The following is a 15,445-nucleotide window of genomic DNA, read 5'->3' as shown; positions in this document are numbered from 1 at the left end:
TACGGCTGAACAGCGCAGTTATCGCGTTCGCTTGAACTCGGTGGACAGCTGTGTACCATCGCGATCATGGCGGAACGCGGCGCTCAGCCCCCGGTTCCACGCGGTCGGCGGTTGTTCCTGAGAGCAGTGCGGCAACTGTTCAGTCCGTTACGTCCAGACGATTACCTCGAGATGATCAACCCGCTCTGGACGACGAAGGAACTGCGCGGAAAAGTCGAGCGCGTCGAGCCGCAGGGCTCAGAAGCGGCGAGTGTGCTGATTCGGCCGGGCTATGAATGGCGAGGCCATCAACCCGGCCAGTACGTGCGGCTCGGCGTGATCATCGACGGCCGCTATCACTGGCGGGCATATTCGCTGACCTCGGATCCACAGCCAGCGGACGGGCTGATCAGTGTCACCCCCAAAAGGGTGGACAGCGGTGTGGTGTCACCGTATCTGGTCGAACGGGTCAAGCCCGGCGACATCATTCGGCTCGGTGAGATTGAGGGAGTTTTCACACTGCCCGATCCGCCGCCGTCGAAAATGCTCTTCATCAGCGCCGGTAGCGGCATCACACCGATCATGAGCATGCTGCGCAGCCTTGATCGCCGCGGCGAGCTAGGCGATGTCGTGGTTATTCACTCCGCGCGCAGCCGCGAACAAGTCATGTTTTTGTCCTTTCTGGAAGACCTCGACCGCCGTTGCGACGGGATGCGGCTCGATGTGCGGCTCACCTCCGAGCGGGGCCGGATATCGCCGGACGACCTGGACGAGCTGGTTCCCGACTGGCGCGAACGAGAGGCGTTCTGTTCTGGCCCCGGCGAGTTGCTCGATGCGCTGATCGAGCATTGGGAGAAAAACGGTGATGCAGATCGCCTGCACTTTGAGCGGTTCCAGCCGAAAATCGGCGGCGATGCGGGGGAAGGGCAAGGCGGTTGCGTCAGCTTCCTGGACAGCGACACCACTGTCGAATGCGACGGCGGCACACCGATTCTGGAAGCCGGCGAGCAGGCCGGTCTCAATCTCGCGTACGGCTGTCGGATCGGAATTTGCCATACCTGTGTCGGGACGCTGAAGTCGGGCAAACTGCGCGATCTGCGCTCCGGCGACGTCACGGAACCCATCGGAGCGGACGTGCGGATCTGCATCAACACCGCCGAAGGTGACGTCGAACTCGAACTGTGACCGGAAGGAGCCATAGTGACCACTGCTGTGGAGAGCCCGCTTGCACGCCTGAGCGAACAAGAGCTGGAAAAGCTTGCGAAGGAATTCGACGCGATTCACGACGAGGTGTTTGCCGATCTCGGTGAGCGCGACCGGCGCTACATCAAGACGGTGATCTCGGTACAGCGCCAGATCGTGGTCGTCGGACGGGTGCTGCTGCTGGCGTCAAGGTCTAAAACCGCTTGGGTGCTCGGCACAGCGTGCTTGGGCATGGCCAAGATCTTGGAGAACATGGAGATCGGCCACAATGTGATGCACGGTCAATGGGATTGGATGAATGATCCCGATATCCACTCCTCGGTGTGGGATTGGGATACCGCGTCAACCGCCGAAGCTTGGAAGCACTCGCACAATTACATCCACCACACCTTCACCAATATCCGGGGCAAGGACAAGGATCTCGGCTACGAGATCATGCGAATCGATCCGGCTCAGAAATGGCATCCGGTCTATCTGGCGCAACCGTTCTACAACGTACTGCTTACCTTGCTCTTTGAGTGGGGCGTGGCTGTGCACGACACCGACCTCAAAGCCTTGTGGGCGGGCGAGAAGTCGATGTCCGACTTGCGCAACGACTTCAAAGGCATTGCAGGCAAGGCACGCTCGCAGATTCAGAAGGATTACGTCGGCTGGCCGGTTATCAGCGCGGGCGCTTTCGGACTTGCGCAGCTAGCCCTGCGCGGGCGCATCGATCAGCCAGCGGAGTCCCGCGCCAGCAGACTGCTTCGGAGGATATCGCGCAAGGGCAGACTCGGGTCGACCGCGAGTTTTCTGGACCGGGCTTTTGCGGGCGTGGAAAGCACGTACTTGCGCACCCTGGCTGCCGATGCGCTGGCCAATGTCATCCGCAACGTGTGGGCCCACGCCATCATCTTCTGCGGACATTTCCCGGACCAGACTTATACGTTCAGCCAGAGCGAAGTGGAAGATGAGACGCGCGGCGGGTGGTACGTTCGCCAGTTGATCGGCGCGGCCAATATCGACGGCAGTCCGCTGTTTCACGTCATCAGCGGCAATTTGGGTTATCAAGTGGAGCATCACCTGTATCCCGACATGCCCAGCAGTCGATACTCGGAGATCGCCCCGAAGGTCAAGGACATCTGCGAGCGCTACCAGCTGCCGTACAACTCCGGACGATTTTCGAAGCAGTGGTACACGGTGCACCGCAGCATCTTCCGGTTGGCTTTCCCCGGGGGGAAATCCCGGCCGAAGCCTGGGCCCTACCACAGCGCGGAACGGCGTGCCGGGACGCAGGATTCGAGCGAGGCGACCCGATTTCGCGATCGTGTCCCGGCTGAACACCCGGATGCAGGGCCGGAGCACGAGTCAAGCGGTGTCGAGGTGCAGCCGCCGCCGCGTGGTAACGATTGAGTGGATTAGGCCAGGCTGACCGGGTCGCCGGTGTGGATGGTGCCGCCGGTGATGACTTCCAGGTACACGCCGGCACAGGGCACCGATCCGGAACCTGGTGACTCCACCCGGTTTTCGGCCACCAGCGTACGCAATGCGTGCAGGGCTCGTGGGAGTGTGCCGTGCTCGAGGGTGGGAACCGCGCACCGCGATGTCGGCTTGAGGACACTCAGCCGCGTCTCCCCTACGCTCAACTCCCGGCCCACCCAGGTGTTTTCCGCATAGGGCGGATAGTCGGGCGGTACCGCGATCACCAGATTGGGCCGATAGCGCAGTGCTTCGGTCCCGACACGCTCCAGAGTTGCCGTCGTGATCGCGTGCAGCGGAGCAAGGTCGGTGAACGAATCTCCCGGCGTCGCCGCGGCGATCTCGACGATGCGGGTGTCGACCTCGGCGTCCATCCCCTGCTCGAGCACCTGCTCCGGGTCGGGCCGTTCGAGCGTGGCGCCCTGCGGCCGCTTGCGCACCAGTTGGACCGGACGTCCCAACAGCCTCGACAGCAATTCGTCGATGTCCGGATCGTCAGCAGCCACCCTCGTCCCGTCCGGTATTCGAATGTGTACGTGGCCGTTATCCCGAGTGGCGCTGAACTGCAACAGCTCACGCCACAACCGGGGCTGCTTGGCGCTGGCCACCCGCCCGGTCACCGCGTCAACCAGCGCCAGCCGCCGGTCTCCGTCGGCGCCCCGCTCGTCGACGACCATGCTGGCCACCACCTCGCCCAGCATGGACTTGACCGGGTAGCGGCACAGACTTTCGACGCGCATCTGCACTGGACCGGTCATGACTTTCAGTATGCGCTTTCGCGCCTCGCCAGCAGCCACGCTTCCCCGTCGCCCTCGCCGGCTGCAATCAGGTCTAGGTCGACGAACGCGGCGGTCAGCTCGCCGCGGGCGGCGCGGAAGGGGCCCGGGGCGGCGCCGACCTCGCTGAGCGCGCTGATCGCCAATAACGCGCCTGGTGCCAGTCGCCGGATGATCGCCTGGTCGAGGCGACGGTCCCGGAACCGGTGACACACGATGACGTCTGCCGGCGGACCTGCCGGTAGGCCCTCGTCGAGATCGACGACGTCAAACTCGCACCGGTCAACGACGTCGCTGCACCGGGCAAGTTCCCGTGCTTGGGTGATGGCCACCGGAGAGACGTCGAGTCCGCGCACGTCCATGCCGCGGCGGGCAAGCCACACCGCGGCGAGCCCCTGCCCGCAGGCCACATCGAGCGCGCGCCCCGTCGTCGGGAACAGATCGGCATAGGGTTCAAACGGCGGTGGCGCGCCCACGGCACTGATGGTCGCCGGCCCGCGATTGGCATACATACCGTCCCAGCGAACGCGATCCTGGTCGGTCAGAATGCCTCCGGGTTCCGCTGGATCTCGTCAGGCACCGGATGACGATATAACCGTGACGCGTTCTGCCAACTGATTTTGCGAATCACGTCTCGCGGCAGATCGCGAATCTGTTCGTGGACCGCTTGTTGGGTGTGCGGCCAGGTCGAATCGCAATGCGGATAGTCGGCTTCCAGCATGATGTTGTCGGCACCGATTCGCTCATGCTGGATGAACGACGACTGATCCTCCACGGCGCAGAACCAGAAGTTTCGGGTGAAAACCTCTGCCGGCGTGAGGTTCTCCCCCAAGGCCCGCCAGGTGCCATACATGGCGTGATAGCTGAGCATGTGGTCGAGGCGATCCAGCAGCCCGGCCACCCAGCCGATCCCGCCTTCGGATAAACAGATCTTGAGGTTGGGAAACCTGCTGGGCAGACCGGAATACAGCCAGTCGACGGCCGCGGAAATGGCGTAGGCGAAGAACAGCACACCTTGCACGTCCGGCGGCGCGTCCTCGGTGGTCGACGGCGACGATCCCGACGATCCGATGTGTAGATTGACGACCGTCCCGGTCTCCGCGCAGGCTGCCATCATCGGATCCCAGTGACCGGAATGGATGCTGGGCAGTCCGAGCATCGCCGGATTCTCGCTGAAGGTGACGGCATGAAAGCCACGCTCGGCGTTCTCATAAATCATCCTGGCGCCCAGTTGCGGGTCCAACAACCACGGCAGTTGACAGGGAATGATCCGGCCGGGATAGCAACCCGCCCACACCTCGAGGTGCCAGTCGTTCCAGGCGCGCACCGAGGCCAGCGCCAGGTCGCGATCGTTGGTCATCTGTTGTAGTCGCTGGCCGGCGAACCCGGGCAGAAACGAGGGAAAGTTGAGCGAGGCGTAGACGCCGTTGAGGTCCATGTCTTTGATCCGCTCATGGATATCCCAAGCGCCCTTGCGCATTTCGTCGAATCGGACCGGTTCGAAGCCGTATTCGGACACCGGCCGCCCAACTACCGCATTGAACCCGACGTTGGGCAGTTCCCGATCGTCGTAGATCCAGGTTTGGCCCCCGCTCGCGGTGTCCACGACCCGTGGTGCGCGGTCGGCGAATCTGGCTGGCAGACGTCCGGTGAAGGTGTCCGGAGGTTCAACGATGTGATCGTCGACTGAGATCAGCGTGTAGCGGCGTTGGGCGCGGGGCGGATCCGGCAGAAAGGTCACTGACCGACTGGCGCCGGTCTTGGCGGTGGTGAAGTTCGGGTTGGCGGCCAGCTCGTCAATCGATTTCACTGTGTCACCTGAGCATGTCGGGGTCGGCTTTGATGGTCATCCGCGCTGCGCCTGCCCAGTACACGTCGGCTGCCCGTTCGATCAGCGACGCCTGCATGCCCGCCATGTCCGACCAGTTCATTGTCACGGGCTGTTTGCCGGTCAGCATGACGTCGTAGGCCAGCTTGCAGACTCGTTCGATCGATGCCGCCCGGTAGACGGCTTCGGCCAGGGTGCGACCGGTTGCGATCACGCCGTGGTTGGCCAGAATCGTCAGGTTGGCACCTCCGATGCGGGCCGCGAGATCAGCTGCGCGGGATGGATTGTCGATCTCGCCGTCATAGGTGCCGACCAGGCAGAGGTCGTCAAGGAACAGCGAACCCGTCTGGTGTAGGAGGTCGGGCAACCGGCCCAGCGCGGCAAACACGCTGGCGTAGTAGGGGTGATTGTGAATGACCACGCGCGCGTCGTCGCGGACGCGGTGCAGTTCGGTGTGGATATGGATCGCCGGGGTGACGTCCCACCGACCGCGAACCACCCGCGCATCGCTGTTCACCACGCAGATGTCCGACGCGGTCAGTTCTTGCCACCACAGTCCCCACGGGTTGACCAGCATCTCGGTTTGGCCGTCAGGTTGCCAGGTGATGTGTCCGGCCATGTTCTCGGCGAATCCGATAGCGGCCAGGTGGCGGAAGGCCACGGCAAGTGCCTGCTCGTCGGACAGTTCGACGCCGATCGGGGGCACCACGGACGGCGCCCACACTTCCAGACCGCCGGGCCGCGCGTTAGGAGCATTCATGATCGGCCTCCATCCTGGCTCGAATATCCTCGCGGAGCTCCCCTTTTGCAATCTTTCCCCCGGATGAGCGGGGTAGTTCGTCAACCACGATGAGTCGTTCGGGCAGCAGCTCTTTGGACACTCCCTGTGCCAGCAGATGCTCGACGAGTTCGGCCAGCTCGATGGTGTGAGAATCAGCAAGTTCGGCATAGAGGCAGACTTTTTCACCGAATACCGGATCGGGCATCGCGACCGCCGCTGCTAGCGCGATCGCGGGATGAGTCATGGCAGCGTCCTCGACCTGCGCGGCGCTGATGTTCTTGCCGCCGCGGACGATGAAATCGGAGGTTCGGCCGGTGACGGTCAGGTACCCGTCCGGATCGATCTCGCAGATGTCGCCCATGCGCATCCAGCCGTCGCGGGTAAACAACGTGTCGTGGTCGGCGCCGCCGAGGTAGCCCAGGCTGGTCGCCGGACCTCGGCAGGCGGGCTGGCCGCGGCCGGTCGAGGTGACGTCCTGATCGCCGTCGAAGAGTCGCACCGCCATTTCCGGCACAATGCGACCGCCGGTGCGCAGTCGTCGGTGGCGGGAGTCGTCGAGCGTGGTGCCGCTGAGCAGGCCGGTTTCGTTCGAGCCGTAGAACTGCAGAATCTTCGCGCTGGTGAGTTCCTCGAATTCGGCGGCCGGCCGATACGGCAACGCCTCGCCGCCGGTGAAAACCACCCGCAGCGAACTCAAGTCGTAATTCCGGCGCTCAGGATCCGCCATCAACATCGTCAATTGCGTACTGACGCAACACAACACGGTGACCTGGTGCCGAGCGATCGCTTCGCATACCGCCTTGGTCGTAAAGCGTTCCAAGATCACCGCAGTGGCAGCCAGATAGATCGGCGTCGAATGGCTGGTCCAGATTCCGAACCCGAACGGAGTGGGGATAATCGGTAAGAAGATGTCGTCAGATGCCAGTTGTCCGTTGGCGACGGCCTTTTGATGGAAGTAGTGCCACCGGTTCTGGGTGTGCATGACGCATTTGGGCAACCCCGTCGTCCCAGAGGTGGAGTTGATCAGAAAGAGGTCATCGGGCCCGAGCCGAGTCTCGGGCTTTGGCGCTTTGGGCTTGGCGTCGGTGTTGAGCGACAGTGTGTCGTTGCGGTTGAGGACGAGTGTTTCTGGGGCTACGGATGCCGCGGCGCTGCTGCGCTGCTGATCGCTGACCAGAAGCTTCGGCTGCGCGCTGCGCAATACCGCCGCAACCTCACGGGTGCCGGCGCGGGCGCCGATGCCGACGACGACAGCGCCGCAGCGCTCGACCGCGACGAGCAGCGCATGGATGGCGGCGGAATCACCGTGCCACACCCCGACCCGATCGCCCGGCACGACGCCGATGCCGGCCAGCTGCTCTGCCAGAGCAGTTGCTGCGACCTCGAATTCACGCCAACTCTGCGATGTGCCGGGATGGTCGATATATGCGGCGCGGTCGGGTGATCGTTCGGCATTGCGACGTACGGTATCGGACAGCGTCGAGTCGGACCACCAGCCGGCGGCGCGATACCGGGCGGCATCTTCAACGGTGAAGGCCGGCGATCGCATCGCTTCCAGGCCGCCGGCGCTCATCATCAAATGATAGGAACAGGGCGCGTATGCGGCCCGATGTGCTCCACGTAGCGGGCCAGCTAGGCTCCCTCAATGCAGGGAAAGCGAACTGCTATCGCCGCCGCGGCGATAGTTCTCGCGGGTTGCGGGGGGTCTGGCCACCCAGCGGCCACCGTGACCTCGACGGTGCTCGTCAAAGAAACCGTCACGGTGACCAACCCAGCACCGCCGACGCCCGCCCTCAAAACGACGATGGAAACCGACGGCACCTATCGAATCGGTACTGACATCGAGCCGGGCACCTATCATTCCGGCGGTCGCAGTGATGAAGGCGAATCCGATTGCTACTGGGCGAAGCTGCACAGCCTCAACCCAACCGACATCGTCAGTAACGGCCTCGGCAATGATCCGCAGGTAGTCGCACTCGACCCGGGTGACGTGGCGTTTTTGACGCATAGCTGCCAGCCCTGGCAGAAAGACTGATCCACCGAAGAGCGAGGCCGGCTTGCTGGCCCAGTCGCTGACGAACGGCGACATGCTGCTTTAGGCTCAGAGCATGCGCGATCGGGACACGATCGACTCCGAGTTGCGGCGCCTTGCAGCGGTGCGCCGGGAGATGCGGGAGCGCGGCGACGAACCGTCGAGTCGTCAGTTCGACGCGCTCCTCGACGAGCGCCTGGGACACCCTCCGGAGGAGTACCCGACTGAGGCGGTTCACGCGGGTAAGTCGCGGGTTCTCGTCGACACCTCACGTGACAAACCCCGCGGGATCAAGTCCTACCGACCTAACGCAGTGCTGCGCCGCTTCGGCTCCGTCGCCGCGTTGCCACTGTCGCTGGTAGCCATCGCCGCGGCATTGGTGGTGTGGTTCGCGGTTCACAACCCACGACCCACGGCGCCGCCAGCGGCAGCCCCGCCGTCGGCCGCAGCTCCACCGTCGAGTGCGCAATCGGCCCCGGTGGCGCCGCAACCGCCCGCTTCGCAGGCTGACATTGCCGACAAGGCGCTCATGGCAGCGTTGAAACAGCAGGGCGTGCCGGTTCCCAACCGCGACTACGTGGTAAGCAATGGCCACGCTGTCTGCGACTTTCTGGCCGATCAACACGACTTCGCAGAGGCGATCAGCTTCGTGCAGCAATCGACAATTTGGGACGCCGATCAAAGCGCCCAATTCGCTGCCGGTGCCATCGTCTCGTATTGCCCTCAGTACGGATCAAGCCCCCGCGAAATGCAACAGGTCCCAACGGCTCTCCCCGATCTGCCAAACATCCAGGGCGATCTGCAGAACATCCTGGACGACCTGAGGGGCATTCGAGACAATCTGCCGGCGATCCCAGGGCAGTAATCACGCGCCCAGCGCCAAAGTCATAAAACCGCGCCCATTGCGGCTCGATCGAGATGCCAGGTGACGTCGCGAAACACAGGTAGTCAATTACTCGTGCCCCGACCGAGTTATCGAAGGACGATAGCGACATATCTTCGCGGGGTTTGAGAGCTCGTGAGGCAGCTACGGCAAAGGAGCGGCCATGAAGATCGCAGTAGCGAAAGTTGGCTCCGCCCCGATGGCGCAGTACATCGACCTGGAATTCTGCTGATGTGGGGAAGCGGGAAGTCTCACGACAGGCACCAGGAATGTGGCGTCAAGACGGCTGATGGCCAGCCGTGCGTGTTGGCCACCGGCCACGACCTCACCCAGCCGTGGCAAAACCGCGTCCACAGCACCGCTAGTGGTGCTGAGTTCACTTGGCAGCAGGGCCAGATCGCTGAATTTAGCGAGAAGGCAAGGCAGGTGCCCTTCTACCCGTACTGGTGCTGAGCGACTCCGATGCTGCGGGGACGACCTACTTCAGCGACGACGGTCAGTGGCCGATCCATACCCTCAAACCGGGCGAGCACCCGTCCCGGGAAGGACGGCTCGGCGATCGCGACGAAGCGACGGCCGGAATCGACGCCGGACGTCAAGCTGCGTGAGGACGCAGTGAGAGCACGCAGTCGTCCCGCCGCAGAACGCGCCCTGCCCTAAGCTGGAGCGCCGAATGGCTGATCCGGCAATGGCTTTGCGGCTAAAGGATCGGATCCGAACCGGTTCGGTCCCTCGGTGCCCTTGGCGGCGAACCATATGTAGAGAACGATGGCGCCGATCAACGGGATTACGGCGATCAGAAGCCACCAACCAGAGCGGTCAGTATCGTGCAGGCGCCGAACGGCGACGGCCCAGCCGGGAATGAAGAGCGGGATCGCCAGAAGCAAGTTAACCAAATGCGTGTGCAGCATCGCGTTGCCGACGTTTCCCACGATGGCGACGATGACGCCGAAGAGAGTCCAATACCAGTATTCGGACCGGCGGGCCCGGTCGCTGAAATTGAAGTACTTGATGAATCCGGTCGAAATTGCTTCCCCGAAGTTCATATGGTCACCCCGCTTCACAGCAGCCGTGGAAGCGGGAGCGTACCACAGCGGCGCCTCAAAAGCACCGTCTCTCAAAAACCGCCTCTGACCTGCTTATACTTTGGCCGGGCTGACAGTGTCTGACAATCCGTGACGTCCATGCACGTGCAAGTTGTTCAGCATCGCGCGTAGCGCCTGGTCCCCGCGTGGTCCCCAGCGGTTGCCACGACCTGATAGCCTTGTACGGACAGTTACCGTACATTTGTTTGGTCGATGTCTGCGAGCAGGGGATTGCAGGAAGACAAAGGAGGTTCGCCATGGCAGTCAAGACGAAGCGCATCGAGCTTCGCGCGGAGCAAGCGACCTTGGACCGCATCCAGCGCGCCGCGAACCTTGTCCATGAGCAGACGTCGGAATTTGTGCGAAAAGCTGCGATGCAACGGGCCGAAGACATCCTGCGTCAGGAACTAGTGACGGCAATGGAGCCCGAACAGTTCGACAAACTGATGTCCTCGCTCGATGCCGCTGACGACGCGCCGCGGCTGGCGGCAGCCGCACGCAAACCAGCGGTCTTTACAAGGCGCTGAACAATGTTCGAGTCCGCGCGACTCACTGACGCCCACATGTTGCAAGGATTCGACTGCGGCAAGGAATCGCTGAATACGTGGCTCATCGCACATGCTCGTCGCGCGGACAGCAGCGGAGTCGCGCACGTCTACGTGTGGACGCCGCTCGGCGAACAGAAAGTCAGCGCCTATTTCGCCATCTGTCCCACCGAGATAGTGCGCAACGACGACGGCGTCTCGGGATCCATGGCCGGCGGCTATTCCCGCATACCCGGATACTTGATCGCCCGCCTGGCAATCGACACATCGCTGCGGGGTCAGGGATACGGCGAGCAGCTGCTCCTCGACGCGCTAGGCAAAGCCGTGGCCGCATCCGAAATCGGCGGCGGCCGACTCATCGTTGTTGACGCCATCGATGACGAAGCACGGTCCTTCTACGAGCACTACCACTTCGTTCGCGTCCACAACCGCGAGCGTCGCCTGGTCATGAAGGTATCCACAGCGGCGAAGGCACTCGGCGAGCGCTGGCGCAGCGAGTGAGGTCGCTCAGAGTCCCTTCGCCTTGAGCGCCTTCATCAGCGAGGGGCGCCTGCCGTAGTCTTGCCGGATCTTCGCGACGTACAACGCGAAATCAGCACTGCGACTGCCTCTTTCGTACAGTTTGGCCATCGTTGCCAGCGTCGCGGCAACGCCCGGGTAGAGCTTGGTGTTGGGATGCCGCAGGTCGTGCTCGAGCCTGGGCCGGTACAGATCTGCAGCAGCTATCGGCCGAGCATCGGCGCCTTGCGTAGCAAGTTCCTGCCATACCCATCCGGCACCATAACGGTCGGCGGCCTCCCAGGCGGCATCCACGTCTCCCTCACTCAGTGCGAGTTGGATCAGGACCGCCCCCTGGCGGGGTCCGCTGGCCTCTTCTCTCGCGTGGTCGAACGCCCAGGCACGTTCGGCATCGGCGCCGTCGATCGCAGCGGCAAAGTCCAGCAGTGCCCGGTAGGCGCGGACCTCGGGTTGCCGGACGAAATCGGCACGCAGCACGGCGATCGCGTCGTCGTCGCGTCCGAGTCCCCGGTACGTGTCGGCGACAGCAGATGGGCTCAGCCAGTAGTGATTACCGCCGCCGTGACTGTTGATTCGGCCTTCGGCAACCGCCCGATCGATCCAGCTCACTACTTCGTCATCACGTCCCGCTTCCCGCAAACGGGCGATGATCACACCGTACTGCGGGTGCTCACGTTCGTTCAGCAGCGCAATAGCTCGATCGACGTCGCCGTCGTGATCGGCGAGCTCCAGCAACATGGTGTCGACTTCAAACCGGCTCCAATGGCCGCGACCCGCGTGCTTGCGGTCCAAGTCCGCGACTGCAGCGCGGTAAATCTTGAGGGCTCGGTCGTCGAACGCGTCGACGAAATCTGCGAGCACCAGTGTCGGCCAACCCGGCGAGGTGGCCCGGAAAGCCACCAGCCACCGCGCCAGTTCGACGGGATCGGGCCGACCCAGTCGGCACGCCTGCGCGTACAGGTCGGCAGCGTGTTGGCATTCAGCACCGATCACTCCCGACGAGTCATCCGCCTGCTCGGTGATCGTGCGCAGCACGGTTAATGCGCACAGCAGGGCCGGCCGCACGATTTCGGCGGACCCTGCCTTCAGATGGCGCTCGAGCTCATCGAGTACTTGGCTGGCCGCTTCCGCGACCGCGTAGGACTCGCGATAGTCGACGAATCCGCGGAATTCCAGGGCGTTGCGCACATAGGCTTCAAACTCGGCCTTGGCGGTCGTGTCATCGCCGGATGCCGCTGTGGCGCGAACCTCCAGCATGCGCCGCACTTCGCCGTCGCGGTGGGCGAGGGTCATGACGAGTTCGCGAAGCTCGTCGACGTCCATCGCTTGCACGGTCGCTTGCAGCGCCGACGCCACCTGAGTGGTGTCGTCAACGCCGCCACTGTCGATCACGGCGAGTCCGACGGCGACCAGGTGCTTGCAGAAGTGACCGTCGCCGGCATACGGACACGTGCAGTAACCATCAAGTTGTGGACCGGACCAGTCGAGCCACCATGTAGACCCGCTTTGCCTGGACCGAAGCATCGGCCTTGTCGGCGGCGATCCGAAGCCCTCGGACGTAGCGGCCATAGTCTTCGCCTCGGGCATAACTCCGGTCACCGGCCGCCTCGACCAGCCCCCTCTCCGACAACGGCATACCGACATGGTGCCGGATTGACAGCGCAACAGCTCTAAGGTGAGCGCCATGAGCGCGCGCCCATACCTGCGTCTGGTGCCGGAACCGGTGTCGCGCCCGGATCTGCGTCGCGCGCGACGGCGTGATGTCGTCGTCTACCGGGTCCGGGTGCACCTCGAAGACAGCGATCCAACGATCTGGCGACGGCTGGATCTGCGCTCCAACCTGGCGCTGGAACTGCTGCACCAGGTCTTGCAGGTGGCGTTCGACTGGACCGACTCGCACCTGCATCGCTTCTCACTCGGCGGCCGTGCCTTCGACCACCACAGCCAGCTGTTCCTGTGCCCGTACGACGTGGACAACAAGGAGTGGCCCGAACACGACGGGCTGCCCGCCGCCGACACTCGACTCGACGAAACCCTCAGTGAGCCCGGCGATGTCCTGCACTACCTCTACGATTACGGCGACAACTGGGAGCTGACGCTTCGCCTCGAAGAAATTCTTCACGCCGAGAGTGACTGTCCCGCAGCAGTTGTCATCGACGGCGAGCGCGCCGCGCCGCCAGAAGACTGCGGGCATCTAGTCGATGCCGACAGCCTCTCCGAGCTGCTCCCTGACCCCGCGCTATTCGAGCCGGAACGGCTCAACAAGGGGTTCAGCGACGCGTACTTCGTGCTGCGCGAGGCAGGCATCGATGCGCGCCTGGTCGACCTGGTTCATCAGCTCACGTACACCCCGTATGGCGACGACCTGACGAAGGCGGCACTTACGGTAGCCGGTGTGCGACCGTCGGACACGGTCGCCCTTGCCGACAATCTGCGGGCGCATCAGTGGTTTCTGGACCGCGCCAAGGACGGGGGCATTGCGTTGACGACCGCCGGATACCTCAAACCGGCTGACGTCGAGGAAGCCTCGAAAGTCGTTCCCGTAATGCAGGATTGGATTGGTAGGCGCAACCGCGAGGTCCAATGCTACGCACTGCTGCGGTTCCGCGAAGGCCTGCGGTCGTTAGGACTACTGCGCAAGTACAAGGGCACGCTGTTGCTGACCAAGGCTGGCGTGGCGGCCCAGCGTGACGCCGACAGACTCTGGGAGCATATGGCCGGTCGGTTGATTCCCAAGTCCAACACGACGTTTGAGGAGCAGGCCACCCTGATGATGCTGGCCTTTGCGGCGGCTTCGGCCGGTTCCAGACTGCCGTTCGACAAAATGACGGCGCTGCTGGCCGACCTCGGCTGGCGCTACTCCGACGGTCGGTCCATCTCCGAGTCGCCCCTGCACCAACTCCCCGCCTACCAAATCCTGATCAACGTGAGCGACCAGCCCGTCACCCGGGCGCGGCGGGATGCCGTCAGTCCAGCGGCCGCAGCATTGGCGCGTAGGGCGCTCGGCGGGAACTGAAACCCTCAGCATGCTGGAAGTCATTCGCCGGCGACTTCGCGAAGCGCGCCGTACGGCCGCCCAACCGTGCCGGGCCAAAGCCGTCAGTCGCTGACAAAATCGAAACGGGTTCCCTGACCCGCGCATGACGTTGATGGGACTTACGTGCCACCACACCACTTGACCAGCGGACAACTTCGGCACAAGGACGGCACCCGGCTGAGCCGGATAACGTGTATGGGCGTGCATGACATGCAGTCGAACTGCTCGAGACTCCCTTGAATCAGTCCGTCGAGCGCGCCGCCGGCGCTGGCATGTTCTCCAGGGCGGTCGACCCGTCAAGCGACGGTTGGGTTGAGACTCTGCGTTATCGCAGGCCAAGCCCTGTTTTTTGGTCGGGCTGACAGGATTTGAACCTGCGACCACTTGACCCCCAGTCAAGTGCGCTACCAAACTGCGCCACAGCCCGCCGCCGCCGGTGCACCCGGCAGCAGGTCGAAAGCCTACCGCAGCCGACCACGGGCGAAGAATCCACGCAGACCGCCGTATCTCAGAGGGTGAACAGGCGGTAGAGCCCGATGGCCCCGACGATGACGATCGTGACGCGCAGCGCAGTCGGGGAGAGCCGACGCCCGTAGTGCGCGCCGAGCCAACCGCCCACCAGTGAGCCGACGGCGATAAGCCCCGCCGCCGCCCAGCTGATTCGGTCGAAGGCGACCAGGGTGTAAGCCGAGGCCGCCACCAGGTTCACCACCAGCGCGAGCAGGTTCTTCGCTGCGTTCATCCGCTGCATCGACTCGGGAAGCAGCACTCCCATCACCCCGATCAGCAGGATGCCCTGCGCGGCGGCGAAGTAGCCGCCGTAGACACCCACGGCGAAGGTGCCTGCCACCAGAGCCGTCATCCGCCCTGGGCTCAGGTGATCTGCGGAGCGGCCGGCGCTCACCGCGCGTCGCCCCGCCCAGGCTTGGATCCGCGGGCCGATGACGACCAGGATCAGCGCGGCGATCAATAGTGCCGGTACCACCGCGTTGAACACTTTTTCGGGCAGGTGCAGCAGCAGCCAGGCGCCCAGCATCGCGCCGGTGAGCGATCCCGGAATCTGCCAGCGCAGCCGATGCCACTGGCCGCGCAATTCGCGACGGTATCCCCAGGTTCCCGACACACCGCCGGCCACCAGGCCGACCGCATTCGACATGGTGGCTACCACCGGTGGATAGCCCAGCGTCACCAGCGTGGGAAAGGTAATCAGGGTGCCGGATCCCACCAGGGAATTCACCGCGCCGGCCCCCAGTCCGGCCAACATGATCAACACCAGGTGCGAAACAGACACTGTGGCACCCTAATGCCAAGCTGACCGC

At 63.7% G+C, this 15,445-nt stretch carries 17 protein-coding genes and 1 tRNA gene; 8 read left to right on the top strand and 10 right to left on the bottom strand.

The genetic code is table 11. The annotated features are described in order from the left end of the window. Window positions 1–66 precede the first annotated feature (66 nt). On the top strand, window positions 67–1,164 hold the full coding sequence (locus AC5Y49_RS00185) for a ferredoxin reductase (RefSeq protein ID WP_499883836.1): 1,098 nt from the start codon (window positions 67–69) through the stop codon (window positions 1,162–1,164). 15 nt (window positions 1,165–1,179) lie between these two features. Next, window positions 1,180–2,574: a fatty acid desaturase family protein gene (locus tag AC5Y49_RS00180; RefSeq protein ID WP_499883835.1), complete on the top strand. Its 1,395-nt coding sequence runs from the start codon at window positions 1,180–1,182 to the stop codon at window positions 2,572–2,574. A 5-nt stretch (window positions 2,575–2,579) separates the two neighbouring features. On the opposite strand, the gene AC5Y49_RS00175 is transcribed toward AC5Y49_RS00180, so the two are convergent. Genes AC5Y49_RS00175 through AC5Y49_RS00155 form a run of 5 tightly spaced genes read right to left on the bottom strand, consistent with a single transcriptional unit; the run spans window position 2,580 to window position 7,598 of the window. Further along, the gene (locus AC5Y49_RS00175) at window positions 2,580–3,398 is read right to left on the bottom strand and encodes an MOSC domain-containing protein (protein WP_499883834.1); all 819 of its coding nucleotides are present in this window, start codon (window positions 3,396–3,398) and stop codon (window positions 2,580–2,582) included. A gap of 5 nt (window positions 3,399–3,403) precedes the next feature. Further along, on the bottom strand, window positions 3,404–3,928 hold the full coding sequence (locus AC5Y49_RS00170; RefSeq protein WP_499883833.1) for a class I SAM-dependent methyltransferase: 525 nt from the start codon (window positions 3,926–3,928) through the stop codon (window positions 3,404–3,406). A 29-nt stretch (window positions 3,929–3,957) separates the two neighbouring features. Continuing rightward, window positions 3,958–5,226, bottom strand: a complete 1,269-nt coding sequence (locus AC5Y49_RS00165; protein WP_499883832.1) for an amidohydrolase family protein — start codon at window positions 5,224–5,226, stop codon at window positions 3,958–3,960. A gap of 4 nt (window positions 5,227–5,230) precedes the next feature. Continuing rightward, complete coding sequence (locus AC5Y49_RS00160; protein ID WP_499883831.1) at window positions 5,231–6,004, bottom strand: class II aldolase/adducin family protein; 774 nt, start codon at window positions 6,002–6,004, stop codon at window positions 5,231–5,233. Continuing rightward, window positions 5,991–7,598 (bottom strand): class I adenylate-forming enzyme family protein, encoded by a 1,608-nt coding sequence (locus AC5Y49_RS00155; protein ID WP_499883830.1) that lies wholly within the window; start codon window positions 7,596–7,598, stop codon window positions 5,991–5,993. The genes AC5Y49_RS00160 and AC5Y49_RS00155 overlap by 14 nt, the downstream gene beginning before the upstream one ends. Window positions 7,599–7,751: 153 nt before the next feature. Between AC5Y49_RS00155 and AC5Y49_RS00150 the strand changes: the two genes are divergently transcribed. The 3 genes from AC5Y49_RS00150 (at window position 7,752) to AC5Y49_RS00140 (ending at window position 9,548) form a co-directional block, all read left to right on the top strand. Further along, complete coding sequence (locus AC5Y49_RS00150) at window positions 7,752–8,060, top strand: Rv1352/Rv1906c domain-containing protein (protein WP_499883829.1); 309 nt, start codon at window positions 7,752–7,754, stop codon at window positions 8,058–8,060. Between the two features lie 73 nt (window positions 8,061–8,133). Next, window positions 8,134–8,922 carry a DUF732 domain-containing protein gene (locus AC5Y49_RS00145; RefSeq protein ID WP_499883828.1) on the top strand — a complete coding sequence of 263 codons (789 nt, stop codon included), beginning with the start codon at window positions 8,134–8,136 and terminating at the stop codon, window positions 8,920–8,922. Window positions 8,923–9,386: 464 nt separating this feature from the next. Further along, window positions 9,387–9,548 (top strand): hypothetical protein, encoded by a 162-nt coding sequence (locus AC5Y49_RS00140; RefSeq protein WP_499883827.1) that lies wholly within the window; start codon window positions 9,387–9,389, stop codon window positions 9,546–9,548. A 48-nt stretch (window positions 9,549–9,596) separates the two neighbouring features. Here the strand turns inward: AC5Y49_RS00140 and AC5Y49_RS00135 are convergent, their stop codons facing one another. Continuing rightward, window positions 9,597–9,986: a DUF805 domain-containing protein gene (locus AC5Y49_RS00135; protein WP_499883826.1), complete on the bottom strand. Its 390-nt coding sequence runs from the start codon at window positions 9,984–9,986 to the stop codon at window positions 9,597–9,599. 296 nt (window positions 9,987–10,282) lie between these two features. Between AC5Y49_RS00135 and AC5Y49_RS00130 the strand changes: the two genes are divergently transcribed. Together AC5Y49_RS00130 and AC5Y49_RS00125 are read left to right on the top strand one after the other, a co-directional pair. Next, the gene (locus AC5Y49_RS00130) at window positions 10,283–10,552 is read left to right on the top strand and encodes a type II toxin-antitoxin system TacA family antitoxin (protein WP_023869322.1); all 270 of its coding nucleotides are present in this window, start codon (window positions 10,283–10,285) and stop codon (window positions 10,550–10,552) included. Window positions 10,553–10,555: 3 nt separating this feature from the next. Beyond that, entirely contained in the window at window positions 10,556–11,071 is a 516-nt protein-coding gene (locus AC5Y49_RS00125) for a GNAT family N-acetyltransferase (RefSeq protein ID WP_499883825.1), read from the top strand. A gap of 6 nt (window positions 11,072–11,077) precedes the next feature. On the opposite strand, the gene AC5Y49_RS00120 is transcribed toward AC5Y49_RS00125, so the two are convergent. Continuing rightward, complete coding sequence (locus AC5Y49_RS00120) at window positions 11,078–12,481, bottom strand: tetratricopeptide repeat protein (protein WP_499883824.1); 1,404 nt, start codon at window positions 12,479–12,481, stop codon at window positions 11,078–11,080. Window positions 12,482–12,551: 70 nt separating this feature from the next. After that, the gene (locus AC5Y49_RS00115) at window positions 12,552–12,725 is read right to left on the bottom strand and encodes a hypothetical protein (protein ID WP_499883823.1); all 174 of its coding nucleotides are present in this window, start codon (window positions 12,723–12,725) and stop codon (window positions 12,552–12,554) included. Window positions 12,726–12,773: 48 nt separating this feature from the next. Here AC5Y49_RS00115 and AC5Y49_RS00110 point away from each other — a divergent pair, with 48 nt between their 5' ends. Next, on the top strand, window positions 12,774–14,105 hold the full coding sequence (locus AC5Y49_RS00110; RefSeq protein WP_499883822.1) for a plasmid pRiA4b ORF-3 family protein: 1,332 nt from the start codon (window positions 12,774–12,776) through the stop codon (window positions 14,103–14,105). A 371-nt stretch (window positions 14,106–14,476) separates the two neighbouring features. Here AC5Y49_RS00110 and AC5Y49_RS00105 read toward each other — a convergent pair. Both AC5Y49_RS00105 and AC5Y49_RS00100 read right to left on the bottom strand, forming a co-directional pair. Then, window positions 14,477–14,553: transfer RNA gene (locus AC5Y49_RS00105), tRNA-Pro, on the bottom strand. Between the two features lie 81 nt (window positions 14,554–14,634). Further along, entirely contained in the window at window positions 14,635–15,417 is a 783-nt protein-coding gene (locus AC5Y49_RS00100) for a sulfite exporter TauE/SafE family protein (RefSeq protein WP_499883821.1), read from the bottom strand. Window positions 15,418–15,445: the final 28 nt, after the last annotated feature.

Source organism: Mycobacterium sp. NGS62, assembly GCF_059812285.1.
The sequence above is the reverse complement of the archived record's forward strand: the minus strand, read 5'-3'. Positions and strand labels throughout refer to the sequence as shown.